The 20691-nt window shown below is 64.8% G+C and carries 22 protein-coding genes; 21 read left to right on the top strand and 1 reads right to left on the bottom strand.

Annotation, left to right across the window (positions count from 1 at the left end; all coding sequences use genetic code 11):
• Positions 1-43 precede the first annotated feature (43 nt).
• Complete coding sequence (locus HAP48_RS35065; protein WP_166204370.1) at positions 44-544, bottom strand: hypothetical protein; 501 nt, start codon at positions 542-544, stop codon at positions 44-46.
• Between the two features lie 192 nt (positions 545-736).
• On the opposite strand from HAP48_RS35065, the gene folE reads away from it, so the two are divergent.
• The 21 genes from folE to HAP48_RS34960 all read left to right on the top strand — a co-directional run bounded on the left by folE (position 737) and on the right by HAP48_RS34960 (position 20686).
• Positions 737-1363 (top strand): GTP cyclohydrolase I, encoded by a 627-nt coding sequence (gene folE / locus HAP48_RS35060; protein WP_224496741.1) that lies wholly within the window; start codon positions 737-739, stop codon positions 1361-1363.
• Positions 1354-1773: a 6-pyruvoyl trahydropterin synthase family protein gene (locus tag HAP48_RS35055; protein ID WP_166204369.1), complete on the top strand. Its 420-nt coding sequence runs from the start codon at positions 1354-1356 to the stop codon at positions 1771-1773. Before folE ends, HAP48_RS35055 begins: the two co-directional genes overlap by 10 nt.
• On the top strand, positions 1773-2426 hold the full coding sequence (queE, locus tag HAP48_RS35050; protein ID WP_166204368.1) for a 7-carboxy-7-deazaguanine synthase QueE: 654 nt from the start codon (positions 1773-1775) through the stop codon (positions 2424-2426). The genes HAP48_RS35055 and queE overlap by 1 nt, the downstream gene beginning before the upstream one ends.
• Entirely contained in the window at positions 2423-3013 is a 591-nt protein-coding gene (locus HAP48_RS35045) for a hypothetical protein (RefSeq protein WP_166204367.1), read from the top strand. Before queE ends, HAP48_RS35045 begins: the two co-directional genes overlap by 4 nt.
• Positions 3014-3032: 19 nt before the next feature.
• Positions 3033-4883 carry a terminase gpA endonuclease subunit gene (locus tag HAP48_RS35040; RefSeq protein ID WP_234622339.1) on the top strand — a complete coding sequence of 617 codons (1851 nt, stop codon included), beginning with the start codon at positions 3033-3035 and terminating at the stop codon, positions 4881-4883.
• Positions 4884-4886: 3 nt separating this feature from the next.
• The gene (locus HAP48_RS35035; protein WP_166204365.1) at positions 4887-5129 is read left to right on the top strand and encodes a phage head-tail joining protein; all 243 of its coding nucleotides are present in this window, start codon (positions 4887-4889) and stop codon (positions 5127-5129) included.
• Between the two features lie 21 nt (positions 5130-5150).
• A complete protein-coding gene (locus HAP48_RS35030) occupies positions 5151-6731 on the top strand; it encodes a phage portal protein (protein WP_166204364.1) in 1581 nt (526 codons plus the stop codon).
• 9 nt (positions 6732-6740) lie between these two features.
• Positions 6741-7763, top strand: a complete 1023-nt coding sequence (locus HAP48_RS35025; RefSeq protein WP_166204363.1) for a head maturation protease, ClpP-related — start codon at positions 6741-6743, stop codon at positions 7761-7763.
• A gap of 25 nt (positions 7764-7788) precedes the next feature.
• Positions 7789-8142, top strand: coding sequence for a head decoration protein (locus HAP48_RS35020; protein ID WP_166204362.1), 354 nt, complete (start codon positions 7789-7791; stop codon positions 8140-8142).
• Positions 8143-8219: 77 nt separating this feature from the next.
• On the top strand, positions 8220-9239 hold the full coding sequence (locus HAP48_RS35015; protein WP_166204361.1) for a major capsid protein: 1020 nt from the start codon (positions 8220-8222) through the stop codon (positions 9237-9239).
• A gap of 9 nt (positions 9240-9248) precedes the next feature.
• Positions 9249-9596, top strand: coding sequence for a head-tail joining protein (locus tag HAP48_RS35010; RefSeq protein ID WP_166204360.1), 348 nt, complete (start codon positions 9249-9251; stop codon positions 9594-9596).
• Positions 9593-10255 (top strand): hypothetical protein, encoded by a 663-nt coding sequence (locus HAP48_RS35005; protein ID WP_166204359.1) that lies wholly within the window; start codon positions 9593-9595, stop codon positions 10253-10255. Before HAP48_RS35010 ends, HAP48_RS35005 begins: the two co-directional genes overlap by 4 nt.
• 116 nt (positions 10256-10371) lie before the next feature.
• Positions 10372-11922, top strand: a complete 1551-nt coding sequence (locus HAP48_RS35000) for a phage tail sheath C-terminal domain-containing protein (protein ID WP_166204358.1) — start codon at positions 10372-10374, stop codon at positions 11920-11922.
• Positions 11923-12059: 137 nt separating this feature from the next.
• Positions 12060-12422 carry a phage tail tube protein gene (locus tag HAP48_RS34995; protein WP_166204357.1) on the top strand — a complete coding sequence of 121 codons (363 nt, stop codon included), beginning with the start codon at positions 12060-12062 and terminating at the stop codon, positions 12420-12422.
• A gap of 21 nt (positions 12423-12443) precedes the next feature.
• Positions 12444-12797, top strand: coding sequence for a phage tail assembly protein (locus HAP48_RS34990; protein ID WP_166204356.1), 354 nt, complete (start codon positions 12444-12446; stop codon positions 12795-12797).
• A gap of 140 nt (positions 12798-12937) precedes the next feature.
• On the top strand, positions 12938-15268 hold the full coding sequence (locus HAP48_RS34985) for a hypothetical protein (RefSeq protein ID WP_166204355.1): 2331 nt from the start codon (positions 12938-12940) through the stop codon (positions 15266-15268).
• On the top strand, positions 15258-17387 hold the full coding sequence (locus tag HAP48_RS34980) for an N-acetylmuramoyl-L-alanine amidase (RefSeq protein ID WP_166204354.1): 2130 nt from the start codon (positions 15258-15260) through the stop codon (positions 17385-17387). Before HAP48_RS34985 ends, HAP48_RS34980 begins: the two co-directional genes overlap by 11 nt.
• Positions 17384-17947, top strand: a complete 564-nt coding sequence (locus tag HAP48_RS34975) for a DNA circularization N-terminal domain-containing protein (protein WP_166204353.1) — start codon at positions 17384-17386, stop codon at positions 17945-17947. Before HAP48_RS34980 ends, HAP48_RS34975 begins: the two co-directional genes overlap by 4 nt.
• The gene (locus HAP48_RS34970) at positions 17944-18630 is read left to right on the top strand and encodes a hypothetical protein (RefSeq protein ID WP_166204352.1); all 687 of its coding nucleotides are present in this window, start codon (positions 17944-17946) and stop codon (positions 18628-18630) included. The genes HAP48_RS34975 and HAP48_RS34970 overlap by 4 nt, the downstream gene beginning before the upstream one ends.
• Positions 18630-19802, top strand: a complete 1173-nt coding sequence (locus tag HAP48_RS34965) for a phage baseplate assembly protein (RefSeq protein WP_166204351.1) — start codon at positions 18630-18632, stop codon at positions 19800-19802. Before HAP48_RS34970 ends, HAP48_RS34965 begins: the two co-directional genes overlap by 1 nt.
• Positions 19799-20686 carry a phage baseplate assembly protein domain-containing protein gene (locus tag HAP48_RS34960; protein WP_166204350.1) on the top strand — a complete coding sequence of 296 codons (888 nt, stop codon included), beginning with the start codon at positions 19799-19801 and terminating at the stop codon, positions 20684-20686. The genes HAP48_RS34965 and HAP48_RS34960 overlap by 4 nt, the downstream gene beginning before the upstream one ends.
• Positions 20687-20691 lie beyond the last annotated feature (5 nt).

Raw genomic sequence — 20691 nt, 5'->3', positions numbered from 1 at the left:
CAAAATGCAAAGCGGCCCGGCGATCACAGCCGGGCCGCTTCTGTTACTTTGCGATCAGGAAGTAGGTGACCGCGCGACCATCCCGCTCGACCTTCAGCTTGTAGCCAAAGCGGTCGGCGACGCCGGTCTTCTTCGGATTGGAGAAGAACCATTTCCACGGTGCGCCCTTCCACTTGGAGCGCTCGTTGAGATGCGCAGGCGTGACGCCACTCGCGCGCAGTGCTAGCTTCACAAGCTCAGCGGTCATGCCGCTTGGCTTGTCGCTGTCGCGCTTGGTCGCGGCGGCCTTCTTAACGGGCGCTGCCGTGGCCTTCTTCTTCGCTGGCTTCGTTTTCTTCTTCGCCACCGCCTTCTTCGTAACCGTGGGCTTCGGCGGCTTCACGGTCGCGAGCACCTTGTCGGTGACGGCGTGTCGAATGGTCACCGGCTTGCCGGTCGACTTCGCTTCCTTCTCTGCGGCATCGCGTGCTTGCGTGCCTGGGACCAGGGCGTCGCCGTTCTTGCCGGCAACGGAGACAGGTTCTTTGCTGGTTTCGAAGATCATTTTCAGTCCTTTTTCGGATTATCCGAGCGGGCGGAATTGCTCGCACTACGAGAACGTAGACGCGTCTGCAACTACAGACAACGACGGAAAAAGCGGGGTAAGCCGTTGACGGATAGAGAGACAATCGGTGTTTTGCCCCCAAAGCCGGGTGACACCGTCCGAAAACGGCTCAAATCGGCCGGCCGCACCTATTTGGCCAACGACAACATTTCCGATGTCCTGCAGCCCGGTGACCTCGAAGCCATCGAGCACGAGGTCGAGCGCTGCGCTGGTGCAATGCTCGATGCCCTGGTGATCGATACCGAGAACGATCACAACACGCGCGGCACCGCGAAGCGTCTCGCAAAAATGTTCGTGCGCGAGGTTTTTGCTGGGCGCTATCAGCCGCCGCCGACGTGCACCGACTTCCCGAACGTCAGATCGATGGATGAGATTTACGTCCTCGGCCCCATCACCGTCCGGTCCGCGTGCTCACACCATCTGTGTCCCATCGAGGGCGAGGTGTGGTTCGGCGTCATTCCTGGCGCGCGCGTGATCGGCATCTCGAAACTCTCTCGCATCGCTCACTGGATTTTGTCGCGCCCCCAAATCCAGGAGGAGGCCATCATGCAGCTTGCCGACGAGGTGGAGCGCATCATCGCGCCGCGTGGTCTTGCCGTGGTGCTCAGCGCACGCCACTCTTGCATGACATGGCGCGGGGTGAAGGAAGACGGAGCCACGATGACCACATCCGTGATGCGCGGCATCTTCCGCGACGGCCCGGCCGCCCGCGCCGAGGTCCTGGCGCTCATCCAAGCAAGGGGCTTCCGATGCCAGTGATCCGCGCAATCCGTTATCACGACATCTCGTGCGGCCATCGCGTGGTCGATCACGAGGGCAAGTGCCAGCACCTGCATGGCCATAACTATCGCGTGCACTTTCACTGTGAAGCCGACGCCCTGGATCACCTGGGCCGCATCATCGACTTCAGCGTCGTCAAGTCCACGCTCTGCATGTGGCTGGAAGATAACTGGGATCACCGCATGCTCCTCTGGCAACGCGATCCGCTTCTGTCGGCGCTGGTCATCATCGATCCGTCGATCGTCACCGTGCCGTTCAATCCGACCGCCGAGAACATCGCCGCGCACCTTCTGACCGTTGTCGGTCCCAGGGTGTTGCCGCCGTCCGTCAGGCTCGTGCGCGTCGTCGTAGACGAGACCCGAAAATGCTCATGCGAGGCAGTGATCTGATGCTCCCGGTCAACGAGCTATTCGAGACCGTACAGGGCGAGGCCACATTCACCGGCATGCCATCGATGTTTGTCCGGCTTCAGCGATGCGATGTCGGCTGTCCGTGGTGCGACACGAAGTACACTTGGGAGATGGACCCGGCGCAGGTCGTCACTCTCGCCGACATCGTCAGCAAGACTGTCACAAGCCCGGCCTATGCCAGCGTCACCGTCGATCAACTGATCCTGACCCTCAGGCCGTCCCGCTCCCGGCATCTCGTCCTGACCGGCGGCGAGCCCTGCATGTACGACCTCACCGAACTGTCGCGCCGCATGATCGCCGCCGGTTGGACTGTGCAGGTCGAGACCAGCGGCACCGAGGAAATCCGCATCGACCCGCGCGCATGGGTCACCGTCTCGCCGAAACTCCACATGCCCGGAGGCAGGACCTTCCGCGCCGATGCGTGGCAGCGCGCCAACGAAATCAAGATGCCGGTCGGCAAGCCCGCCGATGTCGAAACCCTCAAGCGCTGCATCGAGCATTATGGTCCGGCGCTCGTCTGGCTTCAGCCGCTGTCGATGAGCAGGAAGGCGACAGAGCTTTGCATGGATGCCGCCCGACGCAACGGCTGGCGCATCTCGATCCAGACGCACAAATATCTCGGTGTCCGTTGAGCAACGAAGAAGACATCGGCGGCGACGACCAACCGCCCGCAGGCGACCGGTTCATCACTGTGACCGAGTTCGCGGCGTTCGCCGACTACACGCCGACCTATATTCGCCAGCTCCAGCGCGAAGGATCATTGCCTCGCGGAAGCCGCGGAATGATACCCTTCATTGCGGGCGTGCGCGCGTTGATCCGCTTCCTGCGTGACTGCGAGCGCCGCAGCAGCAAGAGTGCGGCGGACAGCCGGGTGCGCGACGCCCGTGCCCGCGAAATCGAATTGCGCAACCTGGAGAACGAACGACGGCTGGTTCAGGTCGAGGACGTGAATGGTCTCGTCGACGAGATGGTCGGCACCTTTCGCTCCGAATTGGCAGGCTTGGCGCCCCGCGTCACGCGCGACCTAAGCTTTCGCCGCACGATAGATCGGGCACTCCATGACATCCTCCACCGCCTCGCGGACGCTTTTAACGAAAAGGCATACCTTCTGGGCGCGCGGAGCGCTGCTGCTGGTGCCGTCCAAGGAGGTGACCCCGGACGTATGGGCAGCGGAGAACAGGATTTACCCTCGCACGGCGGCAGTACCGGGTCCGCGTGATCCGCACCTCACACCCTATGTGATCGAACCCGAGCGCGTCATCGCCAGCGCGGCCTTCAAGCGCGTCGTCATGGTGTTCGGCGCGCAGACCGGCAAGAGCGAAGCCATGCTCGATGTCGCTGGCCAGCGCCTCGATCAGCGTCCAGGCCCGATCCTGTATGTCGGCCCAAACAAGCAGTTTCTGTCGGAGCAGTGCGAGCCTCGCGTCATGGCGTTGCTCGATGAAGCGCCGACGCTGACCGCCAAGCTCGCGCGCGGCAAGCGCATGACCAAGACGCGGAAGGTGGTGGCGGGCGTGCCCTTCCGGCTCGCGCACAGCGGCAGCTCGACGGCGCTCAAATCGGACCCGGCCGTGCTCGCGCTGGTCGATGAGTACGACGAGATGCGCGACAACGTGAACAATCAGGGCGGCCCGCTGGGTCTGGTCGAGCGACGCGGCGACACCTATGCAGACTTCGTCTGCGTCGTGACATCGACCCCGAAGCGCGGCAGGGTGCAGGCCGTGAAGGACAAGCGCAGCGGTCTCCTGTTTTGGGAGGTCACCGTGGTCGAAGACATCGAGAGCCCGATATGGCAGCTCTGGCAACAAGGCACGCGGCACCACTGGTGCTGGCCATGCCCGCACTGCGCCGAGTATTTCGTTCCGCGCTTCAACCTCCTGCACTATCCCCGCAAGGCCCCGCCGCTTGAGGCGGCGCGAGGGACCTTCCTCGAATGCCCCCACTGCGGCGGCGTGATCGAGGACACGCACAAGGCCGACATGAACGCGCGCGGGCGCTACGTCGCACCGGGCCAGACCGTCGATGTGCATGGCGAAGTGCACGGGGTGCCGGTCGAAAGCAAGTCCATCTCGTTCTGGGTCTCGGGTCTCGCTTCGCCATTCGTCTCGTTCGGCGAGCGGGTCGCGGTGTTGGTCGAGGCCGAGCAGTCCGGCGACGAGGCCATGGTGCAGCAGGCCATGAACGCTGGCTTCGGCGAGCTGTACGCGCCGGGCGGCGGCGAGGTGCCGGAATGGGAGGAGCTGCGCAACAAGTCGCACGGCTCGCTCTATTCGCGCGGGGAAGTACCGGATGGCGTGCTCTACCTCATCCTCAGCGTGGACGTGCAAAAGCAGTCGCTGCCATGGGTGCTGCGCGGCTGGGGTCCGCGCGCAACGTCATGGCTGATCGACTACGGCAAGCTGCAGGGCGACACCGCCGATGAGGAGGTGTGGGATGCGCTCGCGGACCTGATCACCAGCGACGTGAACGACGTGCCGATCAGGCTCACCCTGATCGACAGCGGCTTCCGGCCCGGCAAGGTGGACACGCTGCCCCTCAACCGCATTTACGAATTCTGCCGCCGCATGGGCAGGCGCGTGCGCGCGACCAAGGGCAGCTCGTCGCCCATGCGCACGCCGCTGATTTTTTCTAAGGTCGAGGTCAACCGCGCCGGCAAGAAAAGCAAGTTCGGCCTCGACATCGCGCGATTGGATACCGACCACTGGAAATCATGGGTGCATGAGCGCATCCGCTGGCGCCAGGACAAGCCGGGCGCGTGGCATCTGCCGAAGGGCGTTGATGACGATTACTGTCATCCGCTCGTCGGCGAGGCGCGCGTCGTGCAGCCCAACGGCAGGCCGACGTGGATCGAGCGCGGGCGTCATCACGATTTTCTCGACTGCGAAGCGATGCAGGCAGCGGGCGGCTATCTTCTCAACGTGCAGCGCATCGCATTGCCATCAAGAGGAAACGAGACTACAGCTAGCCGGAGCGAGGAGCCTGAGCCGCAAGAGGCTCCATCGCAGCCCGAAGTGGCGCCGCGCAAGGCGGATCGTGGCCGAGCAACACCAAGGCGAAGGATCGTCAGGTCGAATTATCTCGGCGTGTAATCCATGCGCGTTAGGAAGCTCCAGGCCCGTACCCCGGCGCAATTGCTGGCAACGCAGTCGCAGATCGATGCGCTGCGCTACGCCATTGCACAGGGCGCCTCGACGGTCAGCTACGGCGACAAGCGGGTCGAATACCGCTCGCTCGCCGAGATGCTGCAAATCCTCAACGACATGGAAAACGAAGTCGCAGGATTAGTCCCGACCCGGCAGTTCAGGATCGTTTGTCCGGCTGACAAGGGGCTGTAGCCTATGAGTGCTTTCCGCGACATGCTCGCGGAGGGCTTGCTGGGAAAGATGGGACTGGTTCGGCCGACGAACCAGTTTGATCCGTTCTCATCCGCAGCGGGCTCGACCAGCGGTGGCTTCGACGGTGGTCGCTATCGGCGGCGGCTCGCGTCATGGAAGCCGACACAGTATTCGATCAACACCATCATGGCCGCGCAGGGACCGCTCCTGCGCATGCGCTGCCGCGACCTCTTGCGCAATAGCGCGCATGCGGTCGCCGCCAGGGAGAACTTCGTCGCCAACCTGATCGGCGCGGGCATCAAGCCGTCGTCGCTGATCACCGATGATCCAGAGCTGCGCAAGCAGGTCATGGAAGTCTGGATGGACTGGACCGATGAGGCCGATGCAGACGGCCTCACCGACTTCTACGGCATGCAAAGCGTCGTCGCATCCGCGCTCTTCGAGGCAGGCGAAATCTTCGTGCGCCTGCGCTCCCGCCGCCTCGAGGATGGGCTCACGGTGCCGCTGCAGGTCGAGCTGCTCGAAAGCGAGATGTGCCCGTACTGGCTCAACCAGATCGCGTCGAACGGCAACTACATCATGAACGGCGTGGAGTTCGACTACGTCGCGAAACGCGTCGCCTATTGGTTCTTCCCCGGCCACCCAGGCGACGCGCCGGTCGATCCGCAGGTCTATCTCAACATGCAGCCGGTGCGCGTGCCGGCAGATCAGGTGCTGCACATCTTCCGGCCGACGCGGCCCGGTCAGGTGCGTGGCGTGCCATTGGTCTCGGCCGCGATGACGCGCCTGTTCTTCCTCGACCAGTACGACGACGCGGAGCTTGAGCGCAAAAAGATCGCGGCACTCTTCGCGGGCTTCGTGACGAGCCCGGCGCCCGAAGACATCCTGCCCGCACCGGCCATGACCGATGCAGAGCAGCCCATGGAGCTGGGCGTCGGTCTTGGCGGGCTTGAACCCGGCACCATGCAGGCTCTCCTCCCAGGCGAGGATGTCAAATTCAGCGAGCCCGCCGATGTCGGCGGCTCCTACGAGGCTTTCCAGTACAGGCAGCAGCTCGCGGCGTTCTCGGCCATGGGCGTGCCCTACATGATCGGCACAGGCGACACCCGGCGCGCGAGCTACAGCTCGCTGCGCGGCGTCATCGTGGAGTATCGGCGTAGGCTTGAGCAGCTCCAGTACAACATCATCGTGCATCAGTTCTGCCGGCCGGTCTGGCGGCGCTGGTTCAACGACGCGGTGCTGACCGCAGCGATCCCTGTCACCACCGCAGACTACGTCGGCAATGAGAAGGTCATGACGCGCGCGAAGTGGATCGCGCCGCGCTTCGAATGGGTGGACCCGCTCAAGGACCGGCAGGCCGAGAAGCTCGCGGTGGATGCGGGCTTCAAGTCGCGCAGCGATGTCATCGAGGCCGAAGGCTACGACCCGGAGGAAAACGATCAGCGCATCGCCGCCGACAAGGAGCGCGCCGAGGACCTGGGCCTCGCATTCCCGGTGCTGCAGGCAGCGGCGAGCCAGCCGGACGATCCGAACGCGGACCCGCAGGAACAGGCCGACGCCAGCCAGGACCTTGGCGACGGCAACGATCAACAGGCAGCTTAGGAGCCCATCATGCGCCACTGGTACACGATGAAGGCCGAAGAGAAGACCGGCGAAATCCTGATCTATGGCGAGATCGGCGCGTCATGGTGGGATGACGACACCGTCAGCGCGAAGCAGTTCGACGCCGACCTCAAGGCGCTGGGCGACATCACCCAGCTCAACCTCCGCATCAACTCGCCTGGCGGCGACGCCTTCGACGGCATCGCGATCCACAACACGCTGAAGAACCATCCGGCGACGGTGACGGCCACCGTAGATGGCATCGCCGCTTCGGCGGCGTCGGTGGTGCTGATGGCGGCCGACAAGATCGTCATGCCCGCCAACGCCTTCCTGCTGATCCACGGGGCGAGCGGCTTCTCCATGGGCAACGCCGACGACATGCGCGCGCTCGCCGATGATCTTGATCGCTTGGACACGTCGATCACCGCGACCTACGCAGCCCGTTCCGGGCAGAAGGAAGCCAAGATCGCGGCGATCATGAAAGAGGATCGCCTGATGGACGCGGCAGAGGCCATCGAGCTGGGCCTCGCCGACGAGCAGGCTGGCGCGGTGAAGCTCGCGGCCAATTACTCCATGCGGCTCCTGCCGCGGAAGGCCGCCGACAGGATCAAGGCCGTCATGTCTTCTGAGGCTGCGCCGCCGCAGCCGAAGGAAGGGGACGGCGCAGGTGACGACACGTCGCCTGCGCCACCACCCCCGCCGCCCCAGGACCCGCCGGCACCGGAGCCGCCGACCAACGTGGTCGAGCTGCGCGCCAAGGCGAAGACCGAAGGCGCCGACGAGCATGCGCGCTACGTCAACGAGGTGCTCGACCTCTGCAACATGGCAGCGCTGCCGACCATGGCGCGCAGCCTCATCGCGGAGAAGAAGCCGATCGCCGAGGTGCGCAAGGCGCTTTTGGCAGAGCGCGCCCGCATCGAGGCGCAGGCACCCGTCATCCCGCACCGTCCGGCTCCGCTGGGCGTTCCGGCGCCGCGCAAGTGGGACATCATCATCGACAAGCTCAACGCGCGGATCAGCGGGAAGAAGTAGCCGCGCACCAAACGAGGAGACCAACATGCCTGTTCTCAACGAGACCCGTCATCCGGCCGAGTTCATCCTGTCCGAAGCGAACGGCGAGCGCTCGCGCGGCAGCGGCACCTTCCTCGATCCGGCCAGCTTCGTCGCTGGGCAGGTCGTCAAGAAGTCGGGCGCGAACTTCGTGGCGATCACCGACGCCACCGCAGGCGATGCCATCGCGATCTATGGCGCCGCGACAACGGGCGCTGGCACGAGCGTCAAGGTCGCGGTGCTGATGCGCGACGCCGAGGTGAATGGCAACTGCCTCACGTATTTCGCTGGTGCCGTGCAGGCCGACAAGGACGCCATCGCGGCGTTCCTCGCTGCAAACCACATCATCGTGCGGTCCTAACGCGAAGGCACATCACTTATCGAAACTGAACGTGGAAATCGTGGAGCAAGCGCGATGATGCCAAGGGAGAAGGCAAAATGCTCGACGTATTCCACACTGACGCATTCACCATCGTCAGTTTGACGGACGCCATCAACAAGATGCTGTTCGTGCCCGGCTACCTGGGCTCGATCGGGCTGTTCACCGAAGGATCGATCAACACCACTGCGGTCGCGATCGAGGAGCAGAACGGCATCATCCGGCTGGTCCCGCCGACGCCGCGTGGCGCCCCCGGCGTGACGATCGACAAGACCAAGCGCGCGCTTCGCTTGCTCTCCGTCCCGCACTTCGAGGTCAACGACGCCGTCATGGCCGAAGAGGTGCAGAACATCCGGCCTTTCGGCGAGGAGACCGGCGAGCAGGCTGTTATGGCGAAGGTCGCCGACCGCTTGCAGACAGCGGGCCAGAGCTTCGAAGCGACGATGGAATATTCCCGCGTCGGCGCCGTGCTTGGCGTCGTCACCTATGCGGACGGCAGCACCCTCAACCTGTACACCGAGTTCGGAGTTGCAGGCCCGCCCGCCGACATCGACTTCAATCTCGACGCGGCCACCCCCGCGCCGGGCACCCTGCGCCAGCAGTGCGCTGCGGTGATCCGCACCATGGCGAACTCACTCGGCGGCACTCCGCTGATGGGCGTGGGCTGCATCTGCGGCGATCATTTCTACGACGGCCTGATCGCGCACCCGGAAGTCCGGCAGACCTACCTCAACACCCAGGCGGCGGCCGAGCTGCGGCAGGGCTATGTCAACGGCGGGCTGGCGTTCGGTTCATTCCCGTTCGGCGGGATCGAGTGGACCAACTATCGCGGATCGGTCGGCGGCACGGCCTTTGTCGATAGCGAGCACGCCTACTTTTATCCGATCGGCGTGCCCGGCCTCTTCCGCACGGTGTACGCACCGGCCGATTACATCGAGACCGTCAACACCATGGGCAGGCCGCGCTACGTCAAGCAGTACGACATGCCGAACGGCAAGGGCATCCACCTCGACACGCAGCAGAACGCGCTCAACTACTGCACGCAGCCGAGCGCGCTGCTTCGCGGCAAGTACACCTGAGCGGCGCCGATGGGGATCGACTTCGACAACCTTGTTCTGGGGCCGACTGTCGGCACGTTCGGCGTGCCGTTCGTTTGGTATCCCTCGAAGTCGCGCCCTGGGAACGCACCCGTGCCGGTGTCCGGGGTCTACTCATCCGCCGCGCTCAACGTCGAGATGGCGGATGGTCAGGTCTTCAGCGACCAGCAGACGACCATGGGCATCAGGCTCTCGGACTGGCCGTGGCAGCCGGTGCGCGGCGACCGCTTCCTGCATCAGGCGAGCGGCATCATGTACTGGCAGAGCGACATCTCACTCGACGGTCAGGGCGGCGCCACGCTGCAGCTCCGCGCGACAGAACCGGCGGGTGACACATGAGCACCTACGCCATCCAAATCCAGCAGACGGCGATGCAGCTCATCCAGGCGGGCATGCCCGGCACGTTCAAGACGTTCGGCCTGGAGCCGATGCTGATCATCAACGAAGCCGACTTGCCGATGGTTGCCGTGCACATCGTGCGCGAGCGCCGCAACGCGCTGGGCGATGCCGACATTGGCCCACCGAAATTCAGGACCGAGCTGACGCTCAACATCTCCGGATCGACCAAGGCGCTCACCGACGAGGCGAACCAGCCTTCCATCCTCGAGGACTGGATGAGCCAGCTCGACACCGTGCTCCTGCGCAATCCGAAATTCGTCAACCTGTCCGAGGGCGTGCTGTCGATGGATCGCATCTCGCAGCTCGCGAAGGTCGGCGAGACCACACTCTACGAAATCCGCATCGAGATGGTGCTGCAGTACACCGATTGGTTTGAGCCCATCGTGCCCGACGATCTCAAGACCATCCACGTCGAAACCCGCTACCCGAGCCCGACATCGGACCCGGCTGAAGTCCAACAAGTGGTGGCTCAATATGATCTCCATCAAACACAAGGGACTGTCGCAGATCACGCCCAGCCGGATGCCGACCATCAAGGTCTGGCCCGGCCAGAACGGCGCGGGTCTGGTCCACCCCGTGAGCGGCCCGCTGCGCGATAGCTCGAAGGGAACGTCGTGGCCTCACGACGGCTTCACGCGCCGCCGCGTCGCCGAAGGTTCACTGCTGACCGCACCGCCTGTCGGCGCGTCGGCCGAGACAGACAAGGGAGATGGTCATGCCGATTAGTTTCAACTCGATCCCTGCGAACTGGAGGATGCCGTTGTATTGGGTCGAGGTGGACCCCAGCATGGCAGGCTTTCCGGTCTATCGTCAGGCCATCCTGGTCGTCGGTCACGCAAACGCGGCGTCGGCAGCGCCTGGTGACGGCGGGTCAACCGTGCCGTTCGACATCCCGATCGCAATCGGCAGCAAGCAGGAGGCGCGTGCTTTCTTCGGCGCGGGCTCGATGCTTGACAACATGTTCGAACGCATCTTTGACAACAACTTTGCCGCCGAGGTGTGGGGCCTGCCGATCGCCGAGCCTGCGGCCGGTGTCGCCGCGACCGGCACCATCACCGTCTCCTCGCCGCCGACCGGCGCGGGCACGCTCGCCCTCTACGTCAACGGCAGGCGCGTGCAGATCGGCGTCGCCGCCGACGACACCGCCGACGAGGTCGCGACCAACATCGTGGCAGCGATCCAGGCTGATCCCGGCATGGCGGTGACGGCGAACTCAATTGCCAGCGCCGTGACCCTGACCGCGCGGCACAAGGGCATCGATGGCAACTTCATCGACGTGCGCGACAATTACGGCGGGAGCCTTGCCGGGGAGCGGATGCCCGATGGCCTCGGGCTGACCTACGACAACGGTGGCAAGCTTGCCGGCGGCACCGGCACGCCGGACATGGACACCGCGCTCGCAAACCTTGGCGACGAGCCGTTCGAGTATGTGGCGCTGGCCTTCACCGACAGCACCTCGCTTGTGGCATGGGAGAACGAGTACGGCTTCAGCGACAGCGGGCGCTGGGGCTGGATGCGCCAGCTCTACGGCCACGTGTTCGCGTCCTACAAGGACACCTACCAGAACATCATCACCTGGGGGCCGAACAACAACTCGCCCGTGGTCTCGGTGATGGCGCTTGAAAAGCAGACGCCGACTGCGCCGTGGGAGTATGCGGCGGCCTACACCGCGAAGGCCGCACGCGCGCTGCTCAACGATCCGGCCCGGCCGCTGCAGACCCTGACGTTGCAGGGGTGCTTGCCCGCGCCGAAGCACCAGAAGTTCACCATGGCCGAGCTGAATGCGATGTCCACGGTGGGCATGGCCACGCAGCGGCCGAACGGCGACGGCATCCCGGCGATCATGCGCGACACCACCACCTACCAGAAGAACCTCTACGGCCAGCCGGACGACGCCTACGAGGTGGTCACCACGCTTGCGACGCTGGCGCGGCTCTTCCGCAACCAGCGGCAGGCGATCACCTCGAAATTCCCCAGGCACAAGCTCGCCGACGACGGCACCCGCTTCGGACCCGGTCAGGCGATCGTCACGCCGAAGATCATCAAGGCCGAGCTGGTCGCCGAGTATCGCGTCGATGAGTACAACGGGCTGGTCGAGAACGCGATTGCGTTCAAGCAGAACCTGATTGTCGAGCGCGACCCAAACGATCCCAACCGCGTCAACGTGCTCTACCCGCCGGACCTCGTGAACCAGCTCCGCATCTTCGCGGTGCTGGCGCAGTTCAGGCTCCAGTACGATCGCGGCGTGGATACCTCCCTCGCGTAAGCAAGCTGATCTCTCGAAACTTCGGGGCCGGGCAACCGGCCCGTTTTTTCAATGCAGCAGCATCTGTATGAACATTTGAAAGCGCACATGCCCGGTGGGACAATGTGCATCGAGCAAGCGAGACAGGGAGACAGCCAATGGGTGTCCCGATCGCAGGCACGGCCTTCCTCAAGGTGGACGGCAACCAATATCCCCTCAAAGGTGCATTCACCGTTTCGATGTCGATGGTCGAGCGCACCGGCATCGCCGGCCAGGACCGCGTGCACGGCTATCAGGAGCTGCCGCGCGTGCCCTACATCGAGGGCGATTGCTCAACCCTTCCCGGCCTCAGCCTTGAGGCGATCGAGCGCATCACCGATGCAACCGTCACCGCCGAGCTGATCAACGGCACGGTGTACACGCTCCGCAGCGCGTGGTGCAAATCGGCTTTCGAGATCAACACGCGCGACGGTCAGTTCCGTGTTCGGTTCGAAGGCGTCCAGAGCGACGAAATCTTCTAGCCAAACTGACGGAGTGTGCCGATGGCGGACGGCGAGAACCTCAACGGTACCGCAGCAGAGCCAAAGCCTGCTGCGGCGCCCGACGACAAGATCAGGATCACCCTCGACAAGCAGGTCGTGGCCCACGGCGAGAAGATCAGCGAGCTGGTCTTCCGCGAGCCAACCGGCGCTGACATCGAGGCGGCAGGCGTGCCAGCGACGATCGACTTCTCGGTCGATCCGCCGCGCATCGCGTTCAACCAGCGTGAGATGAGCGCGATGATGGTGCAGCTTGCGGGCGTGCCACCGTCAACGATCAAGAACCTGTCGTCGCAGGACTGGATCAACGCGGCGTGGAGGCTGTCCCGTTTTTTCGTACCAAGGCTGACGATCTAGTGCTGAATTGCTACCGGCTTGCCAAATACTATGGGCAAGACCCGGCGGTGTTTCTGGCGAAGCCGATCTCGGAAGTGGAGCGGCACCTGCACTGGACCATTGAGCTTATGGAGCGAACGCGACCGCCCGAGGCTCAGTAGATGGTCGACAGCAGCCTACCAGTCACAGTCGCAGGTCATCGCGAAGCGATGGACGAATTCGTCCGTCTCAACCGTGAGATTGTGAAGCTCTACTCAACCGGCCTGAACACGCGCCAGCCGGTCGAGAACGCCAAGTCGCTGCAGCGTGGCGTACACCTTGTCGGCCGTGAGCTGCGCGACGTCATCACGCCGGCACTCTCTCGCTTCGGCGTGACCCTGGGCTTCGGCGCTGCAGCCGTCGCCGGAACGCTGGTCGGCGCCGCCAAGTCGGCGAAGGACTTCGCTCACGCCACCGTCGAGATGGGCTATATCGCGAAAGAGACCGGCGTCTCGATCGAGACCATGAAGGGCTATGCCGCTGCGGCGCAGGCCCACGGCATCAGCAACGAAGCGGCCATGCAGTCGCTGCAGGGCTTCGCCAAGAAGGCCGACGACATCCGGCTGCGCATGGGCGCTCTTCGGGCCGAGCTGGTCGGCTGGGGCGACGGCGGTCTCGTCAACGCGCTGGAGAAGAGCGGCAACAACACCGAGGCGCTGCGCCTTGTGCTGGCGCGCATCGACAAGCTGCGCGAGGCCTCACCTGACCGGGCACGCTTCCTGTCAGAGCAGCTTCTCGGCGACTACCGCTTCATCAACCAGTCGCTCAAGGAAGTTGAGCGCTGGGCCGCCATGGCCGTCGCTCCGACCAAGGAGCAGGAGGAAGCCGCGCGCAAGTTCAACCTCGCCGTGGTCGAGCTGGAGCAGGCATTCGATGACCTGAAGCAGGAGCTGGGCGTCGAGGTGCTCCCCAGCTTCACGCGGGCGATGGAGAACCTGAACAAGATTTTCGCCGATGACCCGACGCTGTTCGATCAGATCGTCAAGGGCCTGGAGGATGCGGCGACGGCCATCTCCCAGATCACCAAGCGCGACCTGCAGCAGTCGGGTCGGCTGTTCGGCGAGAGCATCAACGTTGCGCTCAAGTCGGCCTCGATGATCTACCGCATTCTGGAGTGGGTCGCCTCGCAGCACGCCAGCAAGGAAGAGCTGGAAACGAGGCCAACGCCGTCGAAGCCATGGACGTGGCGCTTGCCCTCGTTGGGCTCCGTCATCGGCGGGATGACCGGCGCGAACGCGCAACTGATGGAGCAGCAGAACCGGGACAGCTTCGACAAGCTGTCCGATGGCTTGGACCGGACCAAGGACCTTCTGCAGCAGATCAACACGCTCAACGAGGCAGCGCGGCGCGGCTACCTGCCGAGCGGCGGTGCGTTGGGCGCTGGCGCTGCGGTGCCGGGCGGCTACAGCGTCGGCGCTGGCGGCCCGGCTGCGAACATTCCCGGCTTCGCACCATCGCAATCGACCGGCGGCCCGCGCGCCATTGGTCCTGACACTGGCGCGGTCGGCGCGGGCTTCGTGCCGGGCACCGGTTATGGTCCGGGCGGCGGCGGCCCGCGTTCGGCAGGTGGAGACCCGAGCGTCGTGCGGCAGCGGCGCGGCGGCGGCGGTGATGTCGATGCGGGCGCCCTGTACAAGTCTTATGTCGCCAAGTTCAAGGGCGGCCCGCTCGACGGCTACGTGCCGCCCGATGGTCCCAAATGGGGCATCAACAAGGGCACACCGGAAGAGTGGGCGGCGCTCGCGCTCGCAACGTCCCAGCAGGAGAGCGGCTTGAACCGCAACGCGCCGGGCGGCGGGCTCAATCAATTCGGCCCGGGCGATCTCGCGCGCTATGGGCTCGGCGGGCGCAACGTCAACGATCCCGACGCGCAGGCGCAGGCGCTCGTCAATCAATGGCACCAAGCCATTCCAAAGGACAAGGTCATCGCGGGCGTCGGCGAGAACGGCCGATGGGGCGGCGCGACGCGATACTTTGGCTCGCTGCGACGGCGCGGCGAAGCCGACAGGTATCTCGGCTGGGCCCATTCGGTCGCGACCGAGATTGACGGCAAGAGCCCGGCGCCGCCCACGACAGCGTCGGCGTCGAGCAGTGCGGCGCTGCTCGATTGGCAAGGCGCGATGAATGCGGCCAGGGCGAACCCGCAGGCATCGCAGGGCGGCAGCGCCACCGGCTTCGCCAAGGCGCCGCAGCCGATCATCCCCGATCGCACGACAAGCGCAGGCGGCCTGCCGGGCTACATGCTCGACGACGCGATCCGCGACGAGAATGCGACGCTTAAGCGGAAGCTGCACATCAACCTCAAGGTCAAGGCCCTGAAGGGCGATGTTGAGGTCAGGACCAACGCGCAGGGCGAGAGCATCGCCAGCGTGACGCAACAGCGGCAGCACACCAAGGAGCCGCAGCCGCAGCCGCAGAAGGCCGCGCAGAAGGAAACTGCCGATGCCGACTGACGACGCACTGGAGATGACATTCAGGCTGCGCGGCACGGCCGAGGCCATCGCGGCGGTCGAGCAGTGGCGGCGCACGCTCGCGCAGACCGGGCAGAAGCGCGACACCTCCACGATGGAGCGCGAGCTGCAGCACCTCCATCAGAGCCTCAAGGGCGTCGCCAACGAGATCATCTCCGTGGTGAAGCCGGCACTCGGCGGCTTCTCGCTCTCGCTGTCCGGCATCGTGCTTGGTCTCGGCGCTGCGGCGGTCGGGCTCAACTCGTTCGCGTCGGGTCTGGTCGAGGTGAAGGAAGGCGCTGACCGCGTCGGCCTCACGATCCAGCAGTATCGCGGCTTCATGGATGCGGCGGCGCGCGTCAACATCACGAAGCCCGAAGCCATCCAGATGATGGAGAACTTCAATAAGGTCGTCTACGAGGCCAAGCTCCGCATCCACGGCACGTGGGAAGAGATCGTCCGTCTCGGCGGTGCCGACGTGGTGGGCTCGATCCTCAACGCCAAGAACCCCGTCGATCAGATGGCGATTGCTTGGCAGCGCATGGAGGAGCTGAAGAAGTCAGACCCCGCCAAGGCGCGCGCCTGGGCCGAGATGTGGTTCAACAACATCGAGGCGGCGCGGCTCGAATGGAACGATGCCATGGAGGGCATGGCACACGCTGCCGGGATGACCGACAAGCAGATCGCCGACGCCCGGAAGTATCACGAGGAGTGGATCAAGGCGGGGCTGCAGTGGGACAAGCTCAAGCTGACGGTCGGCACCGCTGCGACGACAGCGCTGCAGCCGCTGGTCGAGACGATCACCAAGGCGCTCGAAAACAAGGACAACGTGAAGGCGCTCGCCGATGGCCTGAAGAAGGTCACCGATGCGATGGGCAAGCTGACGGCGGCGGATGTCCAGCGCCTGGGCAAGGGGATCGGCGAGTTCGTCAAGGGCGTCGGCGAAGGTCTCGGCGCGCTGGCCAAGGGCCTCACCGACATCATGGACTTCCTCGACAAGACCGAGAAGCGGCGGTTGGTAGGCAAACCCGCGTTCGGCTCCTACGACCTGAGCCGGGGGCGCATGCTCACCGACGAGGAGGAAGCCACCAGCGACAAGGCGGGGGCCGCGCTGAAGGCGCAGCGCGATCAGCAGGACCGCGATGTCACGGCTGGCAAGGGGCCGTCCTTCTGGACGGACTTCGGCAACTGGTGGCGCGCGCGTGTCGGCCTGCCGATCAAGAAGACCACCGAGAAAACCGACGAGGTCAACGTCGAGTACCAGAAGCTGCTCGATGACATGCGCGCAGCGCAGATGAAGGCGCAGGGCGGCGGCTCCGCGCCGAGCGGCGGCTCCGCACCGACCAGCGGCCCGGCGCCGAGCAACACGCCTGCACCGAGCAGCAGCTCGACGGATGCCCCGCCCGCCGGGAGAAGGCCCGGACCGCGCGTGGAGAACGTGCCCAACCCGGCCGAAGGCGCGAACGCTGGCGGCCCGGTAACGGCACCAGCGGTCAACGCCAAGGACATGGAGGGCGTGAACGCCTTCGTCATGCACCATACCGGTGGGCGCGGCACCGTCGAGAGCGTCCAGAACACGCTGCGGCAGCGCGGGCTCGGCGTGCAGTACGCGATGGATCGTGACGGCAACATCGTGCAGATCGGCGGGCGCGGTGCCGCGAACATCATGCCCGAAGACCGCTATCGGCGGTCGCCGATCTTGGGACCGGGCCAGCCGTTCCTGTCCAATAAGAACATCGTCGGCATGGAGGTCATCGCCAAGAACGACAAGGACGTGACGCCAGCCCAGGTCGCGGCGGCCAAAAGGTTCGTCGCCGAGAACTTCCCAAACACGCCGGTCGTCGGCCATGGCGAGGTCAACCCCGGTCACAAGGAGGCCGACGAGGGCATGACCATCGTCAACGCCATCCGCTCGCAGCGCGGTGGCAGGGACTTCGACCAGCTCAACGCTGGCAAGACCGGCGCGGCGGCGGCCGGCAAGAACGTCTTCGACATCTCGATCGATGCCAGCGCGATGAAGGACGCCGAGAAGGGCGTCGCACGCATTCCCTCGACGCTGTTCAACAACGGGCCGCAGCAGACCCCGACGATGCCAGCAACAGGCAAGCAGGCCGCACAATGAGCACGATCAAGGACATCAAGAACCCGTGGCGCGACAAATTCCAGCAGGCAGCGTTTCGCGGCGCGATCTTCTACGTCGAGAGCGGCGCAAGGAGCAGCGGGCGCCGCGTCGTGGTGCACACCTATCCGAAGCGGAACGATCCCTACAGCGAGGACATGGGCCGCACGCCGCTCAGCTTCCACGTCACCGGCTTTCTGATCGGCCCGAATTACCTCGACGATCGCGACATCCTGATCGCCAGCCTCGAAGCGGACGGCCCCGGCACGCTGCAGATGCCCTTCGATTACCTGGGGCACAACATCGAGGTGATGGCGGGCACTTACACCATCACCGAAGTTCGCGAGCGCGGCGGCTACTGCTCCATCGAGATGGAGTTCACCGAATTCGGCAAGCCCGGCTTCGCGGGCGTCGCTCCGATGCCGACATCCGAAACGTTGGGCGCGGCAGGCACCGTGCAGGACACCGTCGCGGCCTTCATGTCGAGCACGATCGGCGCGACGCCGTCGGCGACACAGGTGCAAGCGCTTTGGGATACCTCAGTCGGAAGAGTGCCAACATGACGGCGAACTGGACCTATCGCGACGTTGAAGAGGCGTCGAAGATTGTGCAGCGGATGTGCCCGGTTATTCTCGGTGCCGCGCCCGGCCTGGGCGGTGCGGCCGGCGCGCAATTCCGCCAAGCGGTCGGCAACATCGCCGCTAATGCGTCCGACTACATCATCGATGGCACCCTGACGCACCGCGTGGTGATTGTGCTCACCCTCGCCAGGATGTCCGCCGCGACCCAGCAATCGCTGTCGCAGGTCCGCAAGGCCGCGCTGCGGGAGACGCCGGAAGGGCTGATCGCGACCGCGACGCAGTTCATGTTCGCCACGATCTCCCTGGCACAGGAAAGCATCGCATTGACCACGCTGGCGTTCGCCTCGCGTGACGACGCTACGGCGATGAAGGCGACAATGATGGCGGCCTTCGAGGAGGTCGAAGAGGCCGTGCCGGACGCGCTGGACCAAGCGTGCTACATGGCGATCGTCGCGCTGCATGGTCGCGTCGCCCGGCAGTTCTACGAGACCGAGCTGATCCTGCCGCGCGTCATCTCCTACCGTTATCAGGTCACCTACCCGGCCTTGAAGATGTCGCAGCACGCCTACGGCGACGCCACGCACAGCGACGAGCTTTGGAGGCAGAACAAGGTCGTCCATCCCGCATTCATGCCGCGCGACGGCGAGATGCTGGCGGTGCAGTGATGGGGTGGAAGAACCCGACCGAGATCGCCGAGCTTCGCGTCAACGGCATGCCGTACCGCGACTGGACAGCGGTCACCGTGGTCGATGATACCGATCAGGCCAACCCGTACTTCTCGTTCGAGTGCACGGAATTTTCGCCGACGCCGGTATCATTCGCGGCGATGCAGATCGCGCCCGGCGACAAATGCGAGATCATGCTGGGCGGCAAGCTCGCGCTCACCGGCTTCGTGATGGAGCGGCAGGTGGGCTACGCTGGCAAGGAGCACTCGATCCTGATCAGCGGCACCTCCACGACCTACAACACCGCCATCTCCTCGATCAAGCCAGACACCAACGGCAACTATGACGGCATGTCGCTTGAGCAACTGGCGAAGAAGGCGGCCGGGTATCACGGCGTCAACGTCAAGACGATCGGCAAGATACCGGGCAAGGTCTTCAAGGAGCTGCAGCACAATCCCGGCGAACTGACCTACAACTTCATCGAGCGCGCCTGCCGCATGCGCGACGTGAAGCTCGGCAGCGACGCGCTGGGCAACCTGCTCCTGATCGGCGACCACGACGCGAACCCGGTCGGCGAGCTGATCGAGGGCAAGAACATCCTGCGCGCATCGTGCGTCATCCGCGACACGCACTTCTATGAGCGGCACTTTTCGATCGGCAACGGCGCGAGCCACGACGACAAGAACATGGACCCGGCGAACAAGAACGTCGGCGAGGCTCCAGGCAAGGGCAAGCGGCCGGTCTGGTGGATCGACTTCATCGACATCCCGACCGCCGACAAGCAGGAGTACCAGTGGCGGGCCGACACCTCGCGCCGCGTGTTCGAGGGCAGCGAGGTACAGGCAAACATCACCGTGCAGGGCTGGGTGCAGGGCAACGGCGACTTGTGGAAGGCGCGCGAGACCTACCACGTGAAGTCGCCGATGCTGATCCTGGACAACAACCTCACCTGCAAGAAGGTCACCTATGACCAGCGCGACGGCGCGGGCACGACGACGACGCTTGAGATGGTCAATCCGCTCTACATGAAGGCGCATGCTCCGTTCGCCAAGCCGGCGAGCGGCGACACGCCGGTCGTGAAGACCAGCGGCGACCCCGGCAAGTCGGTGTTCGACGCCGGCACAACGCCCATCGTCGGCACAACCCCCGATCAGAAAGGACCACTCGGATGAGGTTCGGCACGCCAATTGAGACTTCGTTTCGTTCGTTCATGACGGTCTTCCGCGCGACGGTGAACAGCGTCGCCGACAAGCACATGATGCAGGAGACGGACATTGACGGCTTCCACTCGCACAAGCGGAAGAACATCGAAGCTCCCCAGAACTATGGCTTCTCGTCGGTGGTGATGCCGCGCGATGGCAAGCAGGGCCAGGGCGGCGGCTACGGCAACGATGACATCGGCGGCGAGGCGGCCGAAGCCATCATGCTGTCGGCCGGCGGCATGTCGCATTACATCGCGGTGATGATGGACGATCGCAGGCATCGCCCGCGCACCATGGTGCCAGGGTCGTCGGCGCAGTACGGACCGAACACCGACTACGGCCGGTCCCTGACCTACATCAAGCCGAGCAGCAAAGACGACAAGGACGGCGGCGTGTTCATGATCGTGCCGCACCCGGACGAATACGTCTCCATGCGGCACATCAACAACAAGAAGCAGCCGAAGCCAAAGGCGCAGCAGCCAGGGCAGCAGGGTGGATCACCGGCGCCGCAGGCGCGCGACATCCTGCATGTGGCGACGACGGCTGATGCCGACGGCGGTCAGCAGGAGCAGGACTACAACCACCACAAGGGCGACGGCATCAACACCGAAATCCGCTGCACCAAGGACCGCATCGAGTTTCGCGTCGGCGACACCGTGGTCGGCTACTACGACAAGGGCAACTCGCGCTGGTCGTTCACTGGCGAGATGCGGCTCGGCGACGACAATGCCAGCCACCCCGTCTACGGCGTCAACGGCGGCAAAGGCATGACGACCAAGACGAGCGGCAGCGGTGCCGTTCTCGTCACCGCGCCGCAGCCGGGACCGGCGACTTCCCAAGATGTGAACCCGTGAGGGCG

The organism is Bradyrhizobium septentrionale (genome assembly GCF_011516645.4).
Lineage (GTDB): Bacteria > Pseudomonadota > Alphaproteobacteria > Rhizobiales > Xanthobacteraceae > Bradyrhizobium > Bradyrhizobium septentrionale.
Note: the sequence above shows the minus strand (reverse complement) of the source record. Positions and strands in the feature narration are given on the sequence as shown.

Bases quoted from the DNA above. Each gene is read 5' to 3' on its own strand.
- HAP48_RS35065 (WP_166204370.1), bottom strand. From the start codon at position 544: ATGATCTTCGAAACCAGCAAAGAACCTGTCTCCGTTGCCGGCAAGAAC.
- HAP48_RS35055 (WP_166204369.1), top strand. From the start codon at position 1,354: ATGCCAGTGATCCGCGCAATCCGTTATCACGACATCTCGTGCGGCCAT.
- queE (WP_166204368.1), top strand. From the start codon at position 1,773: ATGCTCCCGGTCAACGAGCTATTCGAGACCGTACAGGGCGAGGCCACA.
- HAP48_RS35035 (WP_166204365.1), top strand. From the start codon at position 4,887: ATGCGCGTTAGGAAGCTCCAGGCCCGTACCCCGGCGCAATTGCTGGCA.
- HAP48_RS35030 (WP_166204364.1), top strand. From the start codon at position 5,151: ATGCTCGCGGAGGGCTTGCTGGGAAAGATGGGACTGGTTCGGCCGACG.
- HAP48_RS35025 (WP_166204363.1), top strand. From the start codon at position 6,741: ATGCGCCACTGGTACACGATGAAGGCCGAAGAGAAGACCGGCGAAATC.
- HAP48_RS35020 (WP_166204362.1), top strand. From the start codon at position 7,789: ATGCCTGTTCTCAACGAGACCCGTCATCCGGCCGAGTTCATCCTGTCC.
- HAP48_RS35015 (WP_166204361.1), top strand. From the start codon at position 8,220: ATGCTCGACGTATTCCACACTGACGCATTCACCATCGTCAGTTTGACG.
- HAP48_RS35010 (WP_166204360.1), top strand. From the start codon at position 9,249: ATGGGGATCGACTTCGACAACCTTGTTCTGGGGCCGACTGTCGGCACG.
- HAP48_RS35005 (WP_166204359.1), top strand. From the start codon at position 9,593: ATGAGCACCTACGCCATCCAAATCCAGCAGACGGCGATGCAGCTCATC.
- HAP48_RS35000 (WP_166204358.1), top strand. From the start codon at position 10,372: ATGCCGATTAGTTTCAACTCGATCCCTGCGAACTGGAGGATGCCGTTG.
- HAP48_RS34995 (WP_166204357.1), top strand. From the start codon at position 12,060: ATGGGTGTCCCGATCGCAGGCACGGCCTTCCTCAAGGTGGACGGCAAC.
- HAP48_RS34990 (WP_166204356.1), top strand. From the start codon at position 12,444: ATGGCGGACGGCGAGAACCTCAACGGTACCGCAGCAGAGCCAAAGCCT.
- HAP48_RS34985 (WP_166204355.1), top strand. From the start codon at position 12,938: ATGGTCGACAGCAGCCTACCAGTCACAGTCGCAGGTCATCGCGAAGCG.
- HAP48_RS34980 (WP_166204354.1), top strand. From the start codon at position 15,258: ATGCCGACTGACGACGCACTGGAGATGACATTCAGGCTGCGCGGCACG.
- HAP48_RS34975 (WP_166204353.1), top strand. From the start codon at position 17,384: ATGAGCACGATCAAGGACATCAAGAACCCGTGGCGCGACAAATTCCAG.
- HAP48_RS34970 (WP_166204352.1), top strand. From the start codon at position 17,944: ATGACGGCGAACTGGACCTATCGCGACGTTGAAGAGGCGTCGAAGATT.
- HAP48_RS34965 (WP_166204351.1), top strand. From the start codon at position 18,630: ATGGGGTGGAAGAACCCGACCGAGATCGCCGAGCTTCGCGTCAACGGC.
- HAP48_RS34960 (WP_166204350.1), top strand. From the start codon at position 19,799: ATGAGGTTCGGCACGCCAATTGAGACTTCGTTTCGTTCGTTCATGACG.